The organism is Pseudomonas sp. DL, assembly GCF_047199225.1.
GTDB classification, from domain to species: domain Bacteria; phylum Pseudomonadota; class Gammaproteobacteria; order Pseudomonadales; family Pseudomonadaceae; genus Pseudomonas; species Pseudomonas aeruginosa.
The window spans coordinates 1,328,023-1,345,266 of record NZ_CP178323.1 but is presented as its reverse complement, the minus strand read 5'-3'; the positions used below and the strand labels follow the sequence as shown (position 1 = coordinate 1,345,266).

Sequence of the window (17,244 nt, the reverse complement as noted above, 5' to 3'; positions counted from 1 at the left end):
GCGCCCGCCGCAAGGGACGGACGCGCCCGGGGAACTCAGCTCTCGCTGGTTTCCTCGCTCTCTTCGACGGGCGCCGGCTCCTGCTCCGGCTCGCCTTCGTCGTCCTGCTCGTCGTCCGACTGGCAATACGGGGTCGGGTCCTGCGGCCAGATCGCCTTGCCATTGCCGTCGAGCAACTGTTCGGCGCCGCAATCGGTGGTGGCCACGGTGAAGCGCGGCTTGCCGTTCAGGTCGTACAGTGCGCGCAAGGTTTCCGTCGCCTCGTCGCCAGTGCCGCTGACTTCGTAGCCCAGGATGTAACCCTGCTGCGGATTCACCTCCAGCTTCTGCCAGAGCGCTGGAACCAGCGTGCGTCCCTGGCGATCGAGCAACACGGTGTGGGCAGCGTTGTCCATACCGTCGAGACCTTCCAGGAAACGACCGTCATACGCAGACTGGATGCTGATCAGTTCGCCCGGCTCCAGCAGCATCTTGCCGCTGCGGTCCATCAGGCCCACCACCGGCACCTGGCTTTCCGAACCCATGAAGCTGACGGTCTTCTGCGGCCCGCCCTTCTTCGCCACGACGAACAGGTCGTTGCCCAGCGCGCCGATCTGCGCATAACCCGGCTTCACCCACTCGCGGCCTTCGTCGAGGTTGAAGATGCCGAAGTCGGCGCTGAACAGGCCGGTGCTCACGCCGACGGCAGCCAGGCCGGGCACGTCGACGGTGTAGCCAAGCGCGGTGAGGCCGGCGCTGTCGGCCGAATCGTACTGCGGCTGCACCTTCCAGGCGCCGCTGCGATCGATCAGGCCGTATTTGCCCGACGAGCCATCTTCCATGCGCTGCTGGGCCAGCCCACCCTGCTTGCCGAAGGCGCCGCAACCGGCGAACTGGGCGGCGATCGCCACCTTGCCCTGGTAGTCGAGGTAGCCACAGGGGCTGTCGTACTTCTCGCGGAACGCGACCAGGCCGTTGGCCGGGGTGCCCAGGTAATCGTAGCTCTTGCCGTCACCGACCACGTCGCCCTTGGCATCCACCAGTTGGGAGCCCTTGCCGATGACGCTGGCGCTCATCACGCCGTCGTGGAGGTCGCCCAGGCTCTCGTAGGCCACGGCCTTCTGTTCGCCGGTAGCGAGGTTGATGATCCACTTCTCCTCGCCACGCTCGGCGCTGATCAAGCCGCCGTGTTCGGCGACGCTGCCGTTGACCAGGGTGGTGTCGTAGAGCGCCTCGGTGAGCTGCTTGCCCTTGGCATCGAGGATGCCGCGCTTGCCATCGATCTCGTAGATGATGAATTCGTTGGCACTGTTGGGGTAGATGTCGTCGAAACGCGGCGCCTGGACTTCCTTGCCCTGGCCGTCGACCACGCCGTACTTGCCATCGCGGACGAAGCCATAGAGGTTGGGGGTGAGCAGCGACAGGGCTTCGCCGATATCGTCGCGCAACACCTTGCCGTCCTTCGCCTGGATCAGGTTCCAGCGCTCCTCGCGCGCCGCCATCAGGGTGCCCTGGTAGGCGCTGGCGACGATATTGTCGTAGTCGTTGTCGAACGGCACGAGCAGCTTGGCGTCCTGGTCGATCACCGCGCACTGGCCGTTGAGGCATAGCGGGATGCTCAGTGCAGCCATGCTCGGTGCGGCCGGTTGCGGCGCGACCGCCGCAGGCTTCGGCGCATCGTCGCCCTGGTTGCAGGCGCTGAGGAGCAAGGTGGAAACGGAGACGGCGAGGGTGTTGCGGCCGATACGCGACAGTCTTTGCATGCGGATATGTTCTCGTATGATCCCTGAGATATGTGTCCAGCCGCGATGCGCGCGACATCGCGGAACGCGGTAGCCTTCCCGACGGAAAGGCGCGGGCATGATGCCCGTGCCGCGGACCGCCTGGCAATGCCCTGATCCGGCGGCTCGGCGACAGGCGGCGCGCTTGCTGGCAGAATCGCGGCTTTCCGCAAACCGCGCAGGTACCGCCCCATGAACGACCGACTGCAGATCGAAGACCTCCTCCTGGGCGACGGCAAGGAGGTAGTGAAGGGTGCGCTGATCACCACCCAGTACAAGGGCACCCTGGAAGACGGCACGCTGTTCGACTCCTCCTACGAGCGCGGCCGGCCATTCCAGTGCGTGATCGGCACCGGACGAGTGATCAAGGGTTGGGACCAGGGCCTGATGGGCATGAAGGTCGGTGGCAAGCGACGGCTGTTCGTCCCTTCCCACCTGGCCTACGGCGAACGGCAGGTCGGCGCGCACATCAAGCCCCACTCCAACCTGCTGTTCGAGATCGAACTGCTGGAAGTGCTCACCCGCGACGACTGAGCCGAGGGACGGCGGCGGCCTCTGGTCGCCATGCGCAGGACGAATAGTCGCTCGACTATTCGCCCTGCACGAAGCCGGTTTCTCTTCTAATCCGCGGGGCGAGCCGCGGAACCCGTGGCAATGGCGCGAGGCAGGCCGTCCAGCACACGCAGCAGGCAGAACCCCAGGACGGCCCCCGCCGCGCCCGCGACCAGCATCAGGCCGATCGCGCCCGACCAGTCGAAACGGCTGACGATCAGGCCGATCAGCAAAGGGCCGATCACCTGCCCCAGGTAGTTGCCCTGCATTACCCAGCCGATGGCCAGTGGCGTCAGCGAAGGCGTGGGCGAGGCCAGCGGCGCGGTCGCCAGCACGGTGGTGGGAAGCATGCCGGCGACCGCCGAGAAGACGAACCCCAGCGCAATCGCCAGGAGCCCCGGCGTCGCGGCATGGAAGAACGCCGCACCGGTGACTCCCATCAGGATCGCGGTGGTCGCCAGCAAGGCGCCGGGACGTATGCCGCGGGAAAGGATGAAGCCCGCCGCGACATTGCCCAGGGCGTTCGCCGCGACGATGGCCGCGCCGATGAGTCCCGCAGTCTCCAGGGCGACACCCAGGCGCTGCATGAGGAACACGGGGAGGAACGTCATCAGGGCGAAGAACTGCAGGTTGTAGGTGGTGAAGCCGAGCGCCAGCAGGGTGATCGCCGGAACCTTGAGCAACGTGCCAAGACCGGCCGGCCTCACGCCTGCCGCCCTGCGCCCATCGTCGGCAGGGACGCTGAGCGGCAGCAGCAGCGCCGCGACCAGTACCAGCAGTGCGCTCAGTTGCCAGTCGGCGCGCCAGTCCGCGAGCAGCGGCCCGAACAGCATCGAGAGGGCGATTCCGCCTGCCATGAAGGTGCTCCACAGACCGAACACCACGCTGCGCCGCGTCTCGCTGGTGATCCTGTGCAACACGGCGGGCGCCGCCACCACCACGATGAGGAAACCGAGCCCCTCGACGAAGCGAGTGGCGAGCAACCAGGCGAAGTCCTGCATCGACGCACCGAGCAGGCTCGCCCCGCCGAGAATCGCCAGCCCAACGGTCAGCAGCCGGCGATCTCCCCAACGACGCACCAGGAGGCCGGCGGCGATGCCGCCGAATACGCCGACGAACGGAAAGGCGGACATGATCCAGCTCAGCGCGGCGAGGTCGCCGCCGAAGCTCCGTTGCAGCGACGGCAGGGCGATGGTCGCCTTGCCGACATGCAGGGCAGCGGCGATGCCGGCGAAGATCACATTGGCAACTGCCAGCCATCGCGGGCTGGCCTGGGGGTGCGGACGAGCGAGAGTGGACGGGCTATCCATCGTTGCCTCCGGGCATGGAGTGGCGCCCGGCAAGATCGCCAGACGCTCTGCGCGGATTCTGATAGCTCAAGTTAACTTGAGGTAAAGAGCCCAGGAATCAAACGATGTGTTCCATCGCCCGCACCAATGGCAATCCGGCACGCCCGCTCAGTAGAAGTGCTCGCCGTAGAGGTCCCAGGCATTGCGCCGGGCTGCCCGGCGCAGCTGCTCGGTGTAATCCCGCCGGCCGACGGCGGATCGTCCCGAGCTGGCAGCGACAGCTTCGGTCTCGGTGCGGGACGGTTTGTTGCGCGGAGTGTTCAGGGACATGGCGGCGTCACCAGTTCATCCCCGTCGCCGGCCCGCTCAGCAGTGCCTTCGCCATGCCGCGGGCGGACGCCAGGTCCGGCGCCACGCTCACCGGCGGGCCGTAGACAGCCTGCAGCACCGGCGCCAGTTGCTGCAGGTCGGCGAGGTTGTCCGGCTGGCCGTTGGCACTGAGCAGGATGCCCCGGCAATGCTCGACGAAGCGCTGGCGATTTTCCTTGAGCCACAACACCAGGCGCTTGCGCGCCTGCTGGTCGCCTTCAGCTGTTTCCTGCGGGAGCGGCGGATAGACCAGGGCGAAATCGCGCTCGACGGCCAGCAGCGCCTCGACCTCCTCCAACCAGCGCTCGACATCGGCCAGCTCGCGGGGCATCTCGCGGACCTGGACCAAGGGAAAGGCATCGATATCCAACAGGCTCTTAGCGGGGGCATTCATGGGGGGACTCCTGCGTGGAGGCAAGGCGGAGGAATGAGCGGAAGTGCTTGCCAAAACAGTACTGTACGATACAGTTCTTAAATGACCAGCGTCAACCCTAACGAGAAACGCTCTCAGCAAACCGCCTGGAGGCTTGAACGGACCGTCCCGACGGCCCACCATGCGCACCTTCCGACCGCCACCCCGCGAGGCCCGATACCGCTCATGAACGATGCTTCTCCCCGTCTGACCGAACGCGGCAGGCAACGCCGCCGCGCCATGCTCGACGCCGCTACCCAGGCCTTTCTCGAACACGGTTTCGAAGGCACCACCCTGGACATGGTGATAGAACGGGCCGGTGGTTCACGGGGGACCCTGTACAGCTCCTTCGGCGGCAAGGAGGGCCTGTTCGCCGCGGTGATCGCCCACATGATCGAGGAAATCTTCGACGACAGCGCCGATCAGCCGCGCCCCGCCGCCACGCTGAGCGCCACCCTCGAGCATTTCGGCCGGCGCTTTCTCACCAGCCTGCTCGATCCCCGCTGCCAGAGCCTCTATCGCCTGGTGGTGGCGGAATCCCCGCGGTTTCCGGCGATCGGCAAGTCCTTCTACGAGCAGGGGCCGCAGCAGAGCTATCTGCTGCTCAGCGAGCGACTGGCCGCGGTCGCTCCTCACATGGACGAGGAAACGCTCTACGCGGTGGCCTGCCAGTTTCTGGAGATGCTCAAGGCCGACCTGTTCCTCAAGGCCCTCAGCGTGGCCGACTTCCAGCCGACCATGGCGCTGCTGGAAACCCGCCTCAAGCTGTCGGTGGACATCATCGCCTGCTACCTGGAACACCTGTCGCAGCGCCCCGCGCAGGGCTGAGCGACGCGCCGATCAGGCGGAGGGCGGCAGCGCCTGGCCCGGCAGTTCGGTGAGGTGGATCTCGGTGACCAGGGGTTCCTGGCGCGGCAGGGTACGTTCGAGCAGGGGCGAGAAACGCGCCAGCGCGCCGATCAGGTCCCACTGGGTCTCCAGGGCGGCCCCCAGCTCCGAGAGTTCGTTCAGGACCCGATGACCGACCCGTTGCAGGCGTGGCTCTTCGCTCTGGCTGAGCTCCACCGAAAGGTGCGCCAGCATGGTGGTCATGTTGTTCATGTTGCGTGTCGCCAGGACCAGGATATTGGCCAGCAGGGCGACATCGCTGTCAGGCAGGGAGGCGTGGGGAGAACCGGCGTTGGCGTGCATGCGAGCATCCTTTCTCGAAGTGCGGTCCGGAGCGAACGTCGCGGGAGAATAACATCATATTGCCATTACGCAATATCTCCCACGAAACGCTCAGGTTGATTTCCTGATGCCAGGCAGACCGCCAAGGTCGGCAAAGGTTTCCATCAGGTGGGCCGCCAGCGCCTCGCCGCGCCGACGGCCCCGACGGCTCACTGCATTTCCAGGGATTTGCGCGGCGGCGTGCTGCGATGAGCGGCTCGCAGGTACTGCGGCGGCCAGGGCATCTGCTCGTTGCGCAGTTCGTCGGCGGCGTGCAACGGCCAGTACGGATCGCGCAGCAGTTCACGGGCAAGCAGGATCAGGTCGGCCTGACCGGTGCGCAGGATATGCTCGGCCTGCACCGGCTCGGTGATCATGCCCACCGTGCCGCTGGCGATGCCGGCCTCCTTCTTCACCCGTTCGGCGAACTCGGTCTGGTAGCCCGGTCCTACCGGGATTTCCGCATTTGCCGCGGTACCGCCGGAAGACACGTCGATCAGGTCCACGCCCAGGTCCTTCAGGCGCCGGGCCAGTTCCACGGTCTCGTCGGGGTTCCAGCCATCCTCCACCCAGTCGGTGGCGGACAGCCGCACGAATAGCGGCAACTCTTGCGGCCAGGCCTTGCGCACCGCGGCGGTGACCTGCAGAAGCAGGCGGATGCGGTTCTCGAAGCAGCCGCCGTACTGGTCGCGACGCTGGTTCGACAGCGGCGAGAGGAACTGATGCAACAGGTAGCCGTGGGCCGCATGCACCTCCGCGACCTTGAAGCCGGCAGCCAGGGAGCGCTCGGCGGCGCGTACGAAGGCCTGCACCAGCGCCTCGATCTGCGCCTCGCTCAGGGCCTCGGGGGTCGTGTGCTGGGGATCGAACGGGATCGCCGATGGCGCCACCGGTATCCAGCCGCCGTCGCCGATCGGCACGCTGCCGTGCTTGCCCAGCCACGGCCGCCAGGTACTCGCCTTGCGCCCGGCGTGGGCCAGCTGGACCCCGGCGACCGCGCCCTGGGACTCGATGAAACGGGTGATGCGATGCAACGGCTCGACATGCGCGTCGCTCCAGATGCCGAGGTCGTCAGCGGTGATGCGCCCCTCGGGCAACACCGCGGTGGCTTCGACTATCACCAGGCCGGCGCCGCCCACCGCGCGGCTGCCCAGGTGCACGAGATGCCAGTCGTTGGCCAGGCCCTCCTGCGCCGAGTACTGGCACATGGGCGATACGGCGATGCGGTTGGGCAAGGTGATTTGACGCAGGCTAAGAGGCTCGAACAGCAGACTCATGGCAGGACTCCCGGTCGGTCTTGGAATAAAGCTCACACCTGAACTTTAGACCGGGTTCGCGGAGGCCAACGGCCCAAGCGACATAAAGCAGCCGCCCTCCTGGCGGAAGACGGCTTGAGCGACCCCGACCGGCATTCCTTCCTGGAGTGCCAGCCGGGACCACCGAGCTTACAACGCGCTCGGGCAGGTCACGCCGACGGTGCTGAACGCCCGGGTGACGTCAGCCGCCGAGTAGTTGCGGTTCTGCGCCGAGCGAATCACCCCGCAGGCGCCGCTGTTGTAGTTGCTGGTGGCGGTCCAGTAGTAGCGGTTGGCGTCGACGAACACCTCGAAGGCCTTGCGGGTATCCCAGCCCGGCGAATTGGCCAACAGGTAGAACGCACGGTTGTACACGCCGCTGGAGTGGTGCACGTCGATGCCGTTGTAGTACTGCGACGCGTTGTCGATGGATCGCCCGTCGCGGCTGGGCTGGTCCATGTAGCGCAGCGCACCGCTGCCCTTCTTGATGTCGTAGCCGATCAGGAAGTCGTTCTTGCCGCGCATGTAGAACTCGGCTGCCTCGCCGGCCATGTCGGAGAACGCTTCGTTCATTCCGCCTGATTGCCCGCGGTAGATCAGCCCGGAGTTCTGCTCGGTAAAGCCGTGGCTGACCTCGTGGGCCGCCACGTCCAGCGACACCAGCGGATAGAACATGGTGGCGCCGTCGCCGAAGAGCATCGCCGTGCCGTCCCAGTAGGCGTTCTCCACGCTGCGCCCGTAGTGCACCTTCATGTACAGCTTGTGGGTCAGCGGGCTGGTGCCGAACCAGTCCCGGTACAGTTTGAACACCACGCCGCCGAAGAAATGCGCGTCGTTCAGCGGCGAATAGGCGCCGTTGACCTGCTTGTAGGTGTTGGTCGGGCAGGCGAAGCGGAACGGCGTGGTCTTGCTGTCGTCGGTGCTGCTGTTCATGTCGACGGTGATGACGTTGCCGTCGTCCATCTCGCAGCGGTCGTTGACGATCAGCGGACCGTAGTCGCTACCGTAGGTGTACTTGCCGATCTTCTGGTTGCCGCCGGGGCCGCCCGCCTCGGCGTGGGCCAGGCCTTCCCACTGATCGAGCACTTCGCCGGTCTTGGCGTCGATGACGAAATGCGGCCGCGACAGTCCCTCGCCGGGAATCAGGTAGGAGACGTTGTAGACCAGTTGGGCGATGTTGTTCTCGCCCAGGCGGATCACCAGTTCCACTTTGTCATTCTCGGTCTTGCGGCCCTGGGCCTTCAGGCTCTTGGCCTGGGCCAGCACCTGCTCGGCGGATACCGCCGCGGTGGTGCTGCCCGGCAGGTCGGCGGCGATGTTGGCGACGAAATGGCCGCTGCGCTGCGCCGCCACGCTCTTGCCGGGACCCTTGACTTCGGTGATGGCTTCGCCGACCACCCGTACGCCGTTGTGGAATTGCTCGTAGCGGGTGACCTGCTTGCCGTTGGGCAGGGTCGTGCTGCGGATCGCTTTCAGTTCGTCGGCACCGCCAGCGCCGACCGCGGCTTGCAAGGTGACCGGGCCGGGCGCGCCCTGGGCAGCCTTGCTGGGGAGTTTGGACACGTCGATCAGGTCGGCGGCAAAAGCGGCCGGCGAAACACCCATGATCGCAACGAACAACAGGTCAAGCGTAGAAACCTTCTTCATCTTGTTCAGTTCTCCTGGTTTTTTCAGGCCGAAGTACTCGGCCGACGCTTACCGCCGCCTTGTGGGCTGATCGGAACAGCCGTATCAGTCCTTCGGGTAGAAGGAACTGCACTCCCCTGGCTCGGTCCCGTTTTCGACGGTGCTTTCGTGTACCAAAAAGAACCCGCGGCCAAACCTGCCAGAACTGGCAGGTAGCCTTGATTTCGCCGGAAATCTGTATGTTTTCGCTGGAATAGCTAACAGAAAAGCAGGGGGCAGCTAGGTTGCCCGTGGCCCCGTGGCGCGTTCAGCGAGGAGCCATGTGGACGATCATCAACTGCACGCTTTCCTGGCCGCGGAATTCGTTGACGTCGAGTTTGTAGGCCAGTTCGGCCCAGCGCACGGTGGGGTTGGGCCACTGCTCGCGGTCGATGTTGAAGGCAATGCCATCCAGTTGCAGCGAGCCGCATTCGCTTTTCAGCACCAGCTTCAGGTGACGCTCGCCGACGATCCGCTGCTGCACCAGCTGGAACACCCCGTGGAACATCGGCTCGGGAAAGTGCTGGCCCCAGGGACCGGCCTGGCGCAACGCGCGCGCCAGCTCCAGGTGGAACTCCTGGATGCTCAACTGGCCATCGGAGAGCAGGCGCCCGGCCAGGTCCTCCTCGGCCAGTTGGCGGCGTACTTCGGCATCGAAGGCGGCGGAGAAAGCGCCGAAGTTTTCCTGCGGCAACGATAGTCCGGCAGCCATCGCGTGGCCGCCGAACTTGCTGATCAGCCCGGGATGACGGGCGGCTACCGCGTCCAGCGCGTCGCGGATGTGGAAGCCGGGAATCGACCGTGCCGAGCCTTTCAGGCTGCCGTCGCCGGCATCGGCGAAGGCGATGGTCGGCCGGTGGTAACGCTCCTTCAGGCGCGAGGCGAGGATTCCGATCACGCCCTGGTGCCAGTCGGCGTCGAACAGGCACAAGCCGAACGGCAGTTGCTCCAGGCTCAGCTCCTTGAGCTGCGCCAGCGCCTCGCGCTGCATACCCTGCTCGATGGCCTTGCGGTCCTGGTTCAACTGGTCGAGCTGCACCGCCATGTCGCGGGCCAGCGCTTCGTCGTCGCAGAGCAGGCATTCGATGCCGAGGGACATGTCGTCGAGCCGACCCGCCGCGTTCAGGCGCGGACCGAGGATGAAACCCAGGTCGGTGGAGGTGATCCGTACCGGAGGCCGCCCGGCCACCTCCAGCAGCGCGCGCAAGCCCGGCCGGGCGCGGCCGGCGCGGATGCGCGCGAGGCCCTGGTGGACCAGGATGCGGTTGTTGGCATCGAGCGGCACCACATCGGCGACGCTGCCCAGCGCCACCAGGTCGAGCAGCTCGGCGAGGTTCGGTTCCTTCAGCCCGCGCCGGGCGAACCAGTCCAGCTCGCGCAGGCGCGCCCGCAACGCCAGCATCACATAGAAGATCACCCCGACCCCGGCCATGGCCTTGCTGGGGAATTCGCAGCCCGGCTGGTTGGGGTTGATGATCGCATCCGCCGCCGGCAGTTCCGGGCCAGGCAGGTGGTGGTCGGTGACCAGCACCTTGAGCCCCGCGGCTTTCGCCGCCTGGACGCCGTCCACGCTGGAGATGCCGTTGTCCACCGTCACCAGCAGGTCGGGACGCTTCTCCAGGGCCACGCCGACGATCTCCGGGGTCAGGCCGTAGCCGTACTCGAAGCGGTTCGGCACCAGGTAATCGACCCAGGCCGCGCCGAGCATGCGCAGGGCCAGCACGCCGACGCTGCTGGCGGTGGCGCCGTCGGCGTCGAAGTCGCCGACGATGAGAATCCGCTGGCCGCCCTCCAGGGCGTCCACCAGCAGCGCCACGCCCTCTTCGATGCCTTTCAGCCGCTGGTAGGGAATCAGCCGCGCCAGGCCCTTGTCCAGCTCCTCGGCGCAACGCACGCCACGAGCCGCGTACAGGCGCGCCAGCAATGGCGGAAGGTCGCCGAGATCGGGCAGGGTTTCGGGCAGGGGGCGGGGTTCGATACGCATCAGGTCACTCGTTCGGCTCGACGGAAGGAAACGGCGGCGGCGATCAACGCTCGCCCTGCAGCCACTCCAGCTGCAACTCGTGCTGGCCGTTCTCGTCGGTGACGAACAGGGTGCCCTCGCTGATCATCACGGTCCAGTTGATCGAACGCGGCAGGTCGCGGGACAGGCTCTCCAGGGGTTCCTGGGGCACTGCCGCGACGTTGATGTTCTTCAGGCTGCGCACGCTGTCCAGCACCTTGGTCTGCCAGACCCGCAGGTTGCCATAGGCGAGCAGGCTGAAGCGCTCGCAGCGACGCGAGCACCAGGTGATGCGCTCGGCGTCCGGCTGGCCGACTTCGATCCAGTGCAGGACCCGGCCGTCCAGGCTCTTTTCCCAGAGCGCCGGTTCGTCCACGTCCGACAGGCCACGCCCGAAGGCGATCTGCTCGCCGTACCACAGCACGTAGGCCAGCAAGCGCACGGCCAGGCGCTCCTCGGTCTCGGAGGGGTGCCGGGCCACGGTCAGGCGCAACGTCTCGTAGACCCCGCGGTCCAGGTCGGTGAGGGAAATATCGGCTTTATAGGGCGTGGATTGCAGGGCCATGGGAATACCGGCGTGGGAAGCGAAAGGGCGCAAGTCTAACCTGAAACCCGCCCGCGTGCGGTCCGCCGGCCGACCGCCTGCCCTGCCTTTCTCGCGTCGCTGCCGCTCAGCGCGGGGCGTAGCGGCCCCAGAGTTCCTCGAACTCTCGCCGATAGGCGCCGATCAGCACGGCGTCGTCGGTTACCAGCAGGTTCTCTTCGTTGTTGACGCTGGCGCTGCGGGTCCAGTTGAAACTGCCGTTGAGCAGCCAGGCGCCATCCACCAGGGCGAACTTGTGGTGCATGTGGAAGGGACTGTCGTCGATTCGCAGCGGTACGCCGGCCTCGCGCAGCGCATGGATGTCGCTGCCTTCGTCGAACTGCTTGTCATCGTCGCTGATGATCCGCACCGGAACGCCGCGCCGATGGCAGGCCAGGATTTCCGCACTGAGCTGGTCGTCGGAGATGGTGAACACGCAGATGTCCAGGCTCTGCCTGGCCTGCCGGCACAGTTCGCGGATCTTCCGCCGACACTCCTCGCCGGGACTGAAATAGGCGCTGGCGCGGCTGCGCGGCGGCGCCGCGGTAACCTCCAGGGTGCGCACCACCTGCTCCAGCCACTTCAGGGCGGCTATCCGTTCGCCCTGCTCCTCCAGGAGGACCAGCTCACGCACCAGGTCGAAGGCACGGTTGCGCAGGAAACGCACCTGGTCGGGTGCCAGCTCGCTGCCCAGTTGGCGCAGTTCGTCCCGCTCCTCGTTGCTCAGCTTCAGATCGGCCAGGCTGTCGCGCAGCTGGCGGTCCAATCCGTCGAAGTCCATTTCCCGCTCCTCGTGTCCTCAGGGTTGATCGTTCTCCAGCGGCCTCTGCTCGCCGCCCAGCAACCGGCCCAGTTCGTCGAGGCGGCTGGATATCTCGTTGATGCAGTTGTGCGTGCGCAGGTCGACGTCGATCTTGCGGTCCATCACCTTGATCAGCGGCAGGAAACTGTCCTGCAGGCAGGCGGCAAGGCTCTCCAGCACCTGCTGCACGCCCGGCTGCGCAGGCGCCGTCACCTCGACGTTCAGCGCCGGCGCACCCTGGCCGAGCTGGCGCAATCCAGCCAACAACTCGTCCCAGGGCGCCGGTTGTACCGGCTGGGGTTCGCGAGCCAGGCCACGGACGCTTTCCACAAGGTCGTTGAGCTGCGCAACCAGCCGTCCGCCGACGTCGGCGTCGCTGCCGCCCATGGACTTGTTGCGCAGGAAGTCACGCTTGATCTGCGCCCAGCGCTCGGCCTGCTCGGGGCTCTGGTTGCCGCGCAGTTCGGCGAGCTTCAGCAGGTTCTCCTCGGCTCCGGTGGTCAGCAGTTGCGACTCGCCCTGGTAGTGGTCGGCGATCAGTTGCAGCAGCTCGGCATCGTTCATCACCGCGGAGATCTTCTCCGCCATCTTGTTCATGTTGCGGTAGCTGCCCTGCAGCTTGAACGGCGGCTCGCTGCGGTACTGGTCGGCCTGGGCGGCGCTGGCGATGTACTGCTGGTTGACCTTGAGCACCACGTCGCGCACCTGCATGAGGCGTTGCAGGGTGCTGCTGATCTCGTTGATCTCGGCACCGCTGTAGCCGTGGGCCAGCTCGTTGCTGGAGAACGGCTTGCCCTCGGCCTTGGCGACGAAGCGATAGACGTCGGCCATGTCGCGGGTGGCCAGCGGCGCGAGAACCGGGTTGGAGGTCAGGGCGTTCTCGATGTAGCTGAGGGAGAACGCCTCCTGCATGCCGCTGAGGGTGTCGCCGAGGTTGTAGATGTCGGCGCGGTTGGCGAGCATGTCGGGAATGCGGAAGACCTCGCCGGACTCGGTGTAGGGGTTGCCCGCCATCACCACGCAGAACTTCCGCCCACGCATGTCGTAGGTCTTGGTCCGGCCCTTCCACACCCCTTCCACCCGGCGCGTGCCGTCGCAGAGGGAGATGAACTTCTGCAGGAACTCCGGATGGGTGTGCTGGATGTCGTCGACATAGAGCATCACGTTGTTGCCCATCTCCAGCGCCAGGTTGAGCTTCTCCAGTTCCTGCCGCGAAGTCGCGTCCGGCGCCTGCCCGGGGTCAAGCGAGCGCACCTCGTGGCCGAGGGCAGGACCGTTGATCTTCATGAAGATCAGCCCCAGGCGGTGCGCCACGTACTCCATCAGGGTGGTCTTGCCGTAGCCTGGCGGGGAGATCAGCATCAGCAGGCCCATCAGGTCGGTGCGCTTGTTCTCGCCCACCGTCCCCATCTGCTTGGCCAGGTTGTCGCCGATGACACCCAGGTAGACGTCATTGATCAGCTTGTTGCGAACGAACGAGGACAGCGGTCGCGGCTTGAACTCGGCCAGGCGCAATGCCTCGCGCTCGCGTTCGACGATCTCCTGGCGCAGCGCCTGGTAGCGCCGCAGCCCCGGCAGGAACTGCTGGCGATGGCGACGCAGGCGGCCGAAGAAGTCGTCCACCGCCAGCGCCAGGCCGCGTTCGACGATGCGCGGATGCTCGCCCATCAGGCCGTCGACCTGGAAGCGCAGGTCGACCTCGGTGATCCGTCGTGGCATCTCCTCGTCCAGCAACGAGAGCGCCACCGCCTCGTCCAGGTAGGCCGCCAGCGGCTGGAACTCGGCGTCGCCACATAGTCCGCGCAGCCAGTTGCCGGCCAGTTCCCACTGGGCGGCGGGCCGCTCGCCGAGACGCTCCAGGGTCTGCCGGTAGTCGTCCCATAGACGCGCGCCTTGCAGGCGCAGCTTGAGTCCTTCCTGCAATTGCCGGGCATATTTGCTGAAGGTGAATTCGGGACGCTCGGCGGACAATTCCCAGACCAGGTACTCGGCCGCCTCGTCGATATGCTGCGGGTCCAGCGCGATGGGCTGTTCGGCGAGCAGCGCACGCATCGCCGCGACCACTTCGCCGCGAAGGGCGAGCAGGCCGTCGTCACGACCGAACATCTGCTGGATGCTGCGGCTGCTGCGTGCCCGCTCGGGCCAGCCGGCGACTTCCCGCTCCTCGCGCCGGCGGCTCCAGAACAGGCTGGCGAAGGCCCGCGCCGAGGGTGCGTAGCGTAGCAGTCCGGCGCTCTCGCGCAACGGCAGCAGGCGAACCAGGATCGCCGCCGCATCGTGGTCGTGAATGCCTTTCTCGTAGCCCTCCTTGTAGCGCGGTGCGGCGAAATCGCGGATCGCCCGCGCCAGCTCGTCCGGCTGCGCCAGCAGCGCCTGCAAGCGCTCCAGGCTGAAGCCATCGCGGCCCGCGTCGGCGGCGGCGAGCACTTCGCCGGCGAGATATTCGGCGCGGTACAGCGTCTCCGATTCGGATTCCAGGTTCACCTGCCAGAACTCGCGCAACTCATCGAGCCGCGGGTCCTGCAGCGGTTCGAGGAAATCGGTGCCGGTCAGGTGCAGGTACAGCGCGTCGCCGCGCGGCATCAGGGTCAGGTCGAGTTCCTGGGTGTTGACGCTGAAGCGGTGGCGCGGGCCCAGGCGGATGACGTCGCCGCCCTCCTCGAACAGCTCGCTCTTGTCGCGCAATGCGCGGACCGCCTGGTCGCGCGCGGCCTTCAGGCGCGCCTCGACGTCGTCGGCCTTGACGCTGTCCTTCAATTCGCGAAGACGTTCGGCCAGTTCGCGCAACTTGAGGATCAGCGGGTCGGCGGCGAAGAACGCGTTCAGTTCCTCCGCCTGGGTGAAGCGCGCGGTGCGTCGTTGCAGGCTGTCGAGAATTCGCCGGGCGGCGTCGAGCAGTCCCTGGGCCTTGCGCTGGCGCTCGTCGAGCAGGGTCTGCTTGTGCGCTTCGAAGGTTTCCAGCAGCTCCTCGCGCTTGGCCAGGATGTCGCCGAGGAACTGCTCATGGTCGCCGAACTGGCTTTCCAGTTCCTCCAGTTGCACCAGCAGGCGCGACAGTTGCTCGTCGCAGCGCTCGGGGTCCTGGGCCTGGGCCAGGGCGTTGGTGATGCCCTGGCCGAACAGTTTGAACTGGGCGCCGAACTGGGCCACGGTCTCGCTCGAACCGAGTCCCTTGCGCCGCTGCTCGGCGCGCGCCTTGGCCTGGTTCAGGCGGGCGTAGATCTCCGAGATCGACTCGATGATGCGGGTCCGCTGGGTCGCGTCGTCGATGCGCAGCGAAGCCATCAGCGAGGACAGCATGTCGAGGTCGCCGGCCATCGCCTCCAGGGCCGCCAGCGGCTCGCCGAGCTGGGCCACGGTCTCGGCTTTCTGCGCCTCGCCATCGAGGCTCTGCAGGCGCTCCAGCAAGGGCTGCAGGGCCTGTTCGCTGGCGAGGAAGGTCGCGGTGGCGGCGGCCACCCGCTCGTGGGCCGCGAGCAGTTCGGCCTCCATGGCGTCGAGTCGCGCCACGTCGATGTAACGGTACTCGCGGATGGTCAGCAGCAACCCACGCTGGGCGGTGATGCCGTTGAGCCCGTCGACGAACTGCTGCACCCGGTCCCAGCCGTCGGGCAGCAAGCCGGAGAGGAGCGCCTTGTGCCGCTCCTCCGCGTCGACCATCGCCTGGGCCGACTGGCGGCGGATACTTTCGACCTTCTCGTACTCGTCGAGCACCAGCTCGGCGGTCGCCGCCACTTCGCGCAACAGCGGCGCCAAGCCGTCCAGTTGGTCGCTGCCGAGCCAGTGGTAGACGTCGAACAGGCGCTGGGTGTTCTGGCACAGCAGCGAGTAGCGCTGGATCGAAACCGCCGGGGTCTCGATCTCCCGGCACAAGTCGTAGAGGTCGGAGACGCCGCGCACCAGCTCGGCATTGCCGATCCGCCCGAGAAAACCGCTACGCGCCGGTTGGCGGGCCGCGTACTCCTCGGTGCAGAACGGCGTCTGCCAGACCTGCATCGGATGGATGCGGGTCGGTTCCTCGCCTTCGGCGGCGAAGATCACCATGCGCCCGTCCTCCAGGCGCGCGTAGCCGTGGCCGAACAGCGGATTCTGCAACTGGCGGTTGATCAGGTTGTAGGTGAGCAGCACGTTCCGCCCCTGCTCGGGATGGTAGAAAACGTACTGCACGTCCTCGCCGTTGGGCGAGCGTACCGAGCGCTTGAAGCGCATGCCTTCCATGGATTGCTCGAAGGTGCGGTACTCGCCGTTCTGCAGGTAGTAGCCGCCGGGGAAGATGATCCCGTGGTCCTCCGGCAACTGGATGCAGGCCAGGCCGATGGCGTCGATGCGCTCGACCTTGCCGGTCAGGCTGTTGAACACCAGGTAGCGCCACTGCTCCTCGCGATAGGGCAGGACCTTGAGCAGCAGCAGGCTGCCGAGGCGGGCGAACTCAACCTGCGCGTCGTCCAGCGACTGGGTCTTGTCCATCACCTCTTCGCGATAGATGCCCAGGCCGACCTCGGTGTTGTTCTCGACCTTGATGGTCAGGTCGCCGCCAATGGTCTCGACGAACAGGGTGTCGAGGATGTTCAGGTGCGGGAAGCGGCCCTCCACCACCATCTCGCGGGTAGCCCGCTGCCATTCGAAGTCGAACGGTGCCGGCAAGGCGATGTCGCGCTCGCCGCGGTTGTCGATGTAGCGGACCTCGCTGCCGTCGCTGGAGATCGACCAGCGGAACACGCGGATGTCGGTGATCCGCTCGCCGATCTGGAAGCTGGCCAGCAGCTTGCCGTCGCGGATCGCCAGTTGCAGCAGGCGGGTGTTCTTGTAGTAGGTGTAAAGCTCGTTGAAGTCGTTGACGAAGCCCGGCGCGGCGAGAAAGCTGTCCCCCAGTGGTACAGGCTCCGCCTCGTAGCCTTCGCTGCCCTCCACCAGGCGGTAGAGGGAGAACACGTCGGCCACGCCGGTTTCCTTGCGCAGGCCGATGAACACGTTGTAGCCGAACAGCAGGCAATCGCCGACCTGGACGATATCGCGGGCGATGCAGTTGTTCTCGGTACGGATGCGGACCCGGCCGATCACATCCATCTGGCTGTCGCCGAACTCCTCCAGGCGACTGGCGTTGAGCCTTTCGGCGGTCTGCCGCAGGCGCTGGCCCTGCTCCAGCAGGCGCTTGTGCAGCACCTCGTAGGCGCCGCCCTCGGCAACGGCCTTGTCCAATACGTCCTGCGCGGGAGTTGCGGCTTGAGTGTCCGACATCCTGGTCTTCCTGGGTCTACGGCGGTCATCGATGGAAACCGGCCCGAGCGGCCTGCCCCGGGCGCAGC

At 66.4% G+C, this 17,244-nt stretch carries 13 protein-coding genes; 2 read left to right on the top strand and 11 right to left on the bottom strand.

Features of this window, described 5'->3' with window-relative positions; translation table 11 throughout:
• Window positions 1–35 precede the first annotated feature (35 nt).
• On the bottom strand, window positions 36–1,742 hold the full coding sequence (locus ACI766_RS06325) for a WG repeat-containing protein (RefSeq protein ID WP_023104627.1): 1,707 nt from the start codon (window positions 1,740–1,742) through the stop codon (window positions 36–38).
• 210 nt (window positions 1,743–1,952) lie between these two features.
• Here ACI766_RS06325 and ACI766_RS06320 point away from each other — a divergent pair, with 210 nt between their 5' ends.
• The gene (locus tag ACI766_RS06320) at window positions 1,953–2,294 is read left to right on the top strand and encodes an FKBP-type peptidyl-prolyl cis-trans isomerase (RefSeq protein ID WP_003092567.1); all 342 of its coding nucleotides are present in this window, start codon (window positions 1,953–1,955) and stop codon (window positions 2,292–2,294) included.
• 86 nt (window positions 2,295–2,380) lie between these two features.
• Here ACI766_RS06320 and ACI766_RS06315 read toward each other — a convergent pair whose 3' ends face one another.
• The 3 genes from ACI766_RS06315 to ACI766_RS06305 all read right to left on the bottom strand — a co-directional run bounded on the left by ACI766_RS06315 (window position 2,381) and on the right by ACI766_RS06305 (window position 4,364).
• Window positions 2,381–3,622 (bottom strand): CynX/NimT family MFS transporter, encoded by a 1,242-nt coding sequence (locus ACI766_RS06315; RefSeq protein WP_023085972.1) that lies wholly within the window; start codon window positions 3,620–3,622, stop codon window positions 2,381–2,383.
• A 147-nt stretch (window positions 3,623–3,769) separates the two neighbouring features.
• Window positions 3,770–3,931: a MexR antirepressor ArmR gene (gene armR, locus ACI766_RS06310; RefSeq protein WP_003100689.1), complete on the bottom strand. Its 162-nt coding sequence runs from the start codon at window positions 3,929–3,931 to the stop codon at window positions 3,770–3,772.
• 7 nt (window positions 3,932–3,938) lie between these two features.
• Window positions 3,939–4,364, bottom strand: coding sequence for a hypothetical protein (locus tag ACI766_RS06305; protein WP_003100688.1), 426 nt, complete (start codon window positions 4,362–4,364; stop codon window positions 3,939–3,941).
• A gap of 204 nt (window positions 4,365–4,568) precedes the next feature.
• On the opposite strand from ACI766_RS06305, the gene nalC reads away from it, so the two are divergent.
• The gene (gene nalC, locus ACI766_RS06300) at window positions 4,569–5,210 is read left to right on the top strand and encodes an efflux system transcriptional repressor NalC (RefSeq protein ID WP_003109635.1); all 642 of its coding nucleotides are present in this window, start codon (window positions 4,569–4,571) and stop codon (window positions 5,208–5,210) included.
• Between the two features lie 12 nt (window positions 5,211–5,222).
• On the opposite strand, the gene ACI766_RS06295 is transcribed toward nalC, so the two are convergent.
• The 7 genes from ACI766_RS06295 to ACI766_RS06265 form a co-directional block, all read right to left on the bottom strand.
• Window positions 5,223–5,573: a hypothetical protein gene (locus ACI766_RS06295; RefSeq protein ID WP_003100685.1), complete on the bottom strand. Its 351-nt coding sequence runs from the start codon at window positions 5,571–5,573 to the stop codon at window positions 5,223–5,225.
• A 188-nt stretch (window positions 5,574–5,761) separates the two neighbouring features.
• Window positions 5,762–6,868 carry an NADH:flavin oxidoreductase/NADH oxidase gene (locus tag ACI766_RS06290; RefSeq protein ID WP_003100683.1) on the bottom strand — a complete coding sequence of 369 codons (1,107 nt, stop codon included), beginning with the start codon at window positions 6,866–6,868 and terminating at the stop codon, window positions 5,762–5,764.
• Window positions 6,869–7,036: 168 nt separating this feature from the next.
• Window positions 7,037–8,533: a M4 family elastase LasB gene (gene lasB / locus ACI766_RS06285; protein WP_003113835.1), complete on the bottom strand. Its 1,497-nt coding sequence runs from the start codon at window positions 8,531–8,533 to the stop codon at window positions 7,037–7,039.
• A 286-nt stretch (window positions 8,534–8,819) separates the two neighbouring features.
• Window positions 8,820–10,535: a single-stranded-DNA-specific exonuclease RecJ gene (gene recJ, locus ACI766_RS06280; RefSeq protein ID WP_003100681.1), complete on the bottom strand. Its 1,716-nt coding sequence runs from the start codon at window positions 10,533–10,535 to the stop codon at window positions 8,820–8,822.
• 43 nt (window positions 10,536–10,578) lie between these two features.
• Window positions 10,579–11,118: a YaeQ family protein gene (locus ACI766_RS06275; protein ID WP_003092594.1), complete on the bottom strand. Its 540-nt coding sequence runs from the start codon at window positions 11,116–11,118 to the stop codon at window positions 10,579–10,581.
• A gap of 106 nt (window positions 11,119–11,224) precedes the next feature.
• Window positions 11,225–11,917, bottom strand: coding sequence for a phospholipase D-like domain-containing protein (locus tag ACI766_RS06270; protein WP_003100680.1), 693 nt, complete (start codon window positions 11,915–11,917; stop codon window positions 11,225–11,227).
• A gap of 18 nt (window positions 11,918–11,935) precedes the next feature.
• Window positions 11,936–17,176 carry a DNA repair ATPase gene (locus tag ACI766_RS06265; protein ID WP_412828492.1) on the bottom strand — a complete coding sequence of 1,747 codons (5,241 nt, stop codon included), beginning with the start codon at window positions 17,174–17,176 and terminating at the stop codon, window positions 11,936–11,938.
• Between the last annotated feature and the right edge of the window lie 68 nt (window positions 17,177–17,244).

Excerpts from the sequence above, each read along its gene's own strand:
- ACI766_RS06325 (WP_023104627.1), bottom strand. The coding sequence starts at position 1,742 with ATGCAAAGACTGTCGCGTATCGGCCGCAACACCCTCGCCGTCTCCGTT.
- armR (WP_003100689.1), bottom strand. The coding sequence starts at position 3,931 with ATGTCCCTGAACACTCCGCGCAACAAACCGTCCCGCACCGAGACCGAA.
- ACI766_RS06265 (WP_412828492.1), bottom strand. The coding sequence starts at position 17,176 with ATGTCGGACACTCAAGCCGCAACTCCCGCGCAGGACGTATTGGACAAG.
- ACI766_RS06290 (WP_003100683.1), bottom strand. The coding sequence starts at position 6,868 with ATGAGTCTGCTGTTCGAGCCTCTTAGCCTGCGTCAAATCACCTTGCCC.
- ACI766_RS06270 (WP_003100680.1), bottom strand. The coding sequence starts at position 11,917 with ATGGACTTCGACGGATTGGACCGCCAGCTGCGCGACAGCCTGGCCGAT.
- ACI766_RS06305 (WP_003100688.1), bottom strand. The coding sequence starts at position 4,364 with ATGAATGCCCCCGCTAAGAGCCTGTTGGATATCGATGCCTTTCCCTTG.
- ACI766_RS06275 (WP_003092594.1), bottom strand. The coding sequence starts at position 11,118 with ATGGCCCTGCAATCCACGCCCTATAAAGCCGATATTTCCCTCACCGAC.
- nalC (WP_003109635.1), top strand. The coding sequence starts at position 4,569 with ATGAACGATGCTTCTCCCCGTCTGACCGAACGCGGCAGGCAACGCCGC.
- ACI766_RS06295 (WP_003100685.1), bottom strand. The coding sequence starts at position 5,573 with ATGCACGCCAACGCCGGTTCTCCCCACGCCTCCCTGCCTGACAGCGAT.
- ACI766_RS06320 (WP_003092567.1), top strand. The coding sequence starts at position 1,953 with ATGAACGACCGACTGCAGATCGAAGACCTCCTCCTGGGCGACGGCAAG.
- recJ (WP_003100681.1), bottom strand. The coding sequence starts at position 10,535 with ATGCGTATCGAACCCCGCCCCCTGCCCGAAACCCTGCCCGATCTCGGC.
- lasB (WP_003113835.1), bottom strand. The coding sequence starts at position 8,533 with ATGAAGAAGGTTTCTACGCTTGACCTGTTGTTCGTTGCGATCATGGGT.
- ACI766_RS06315 (WP_023085972.1), bottom strand. The coding sequence starts at position 3,622 with ATGGATAGCCCGTCCACTCTCGCTCGTCCGCACCCCCAGGCCAGCCCG.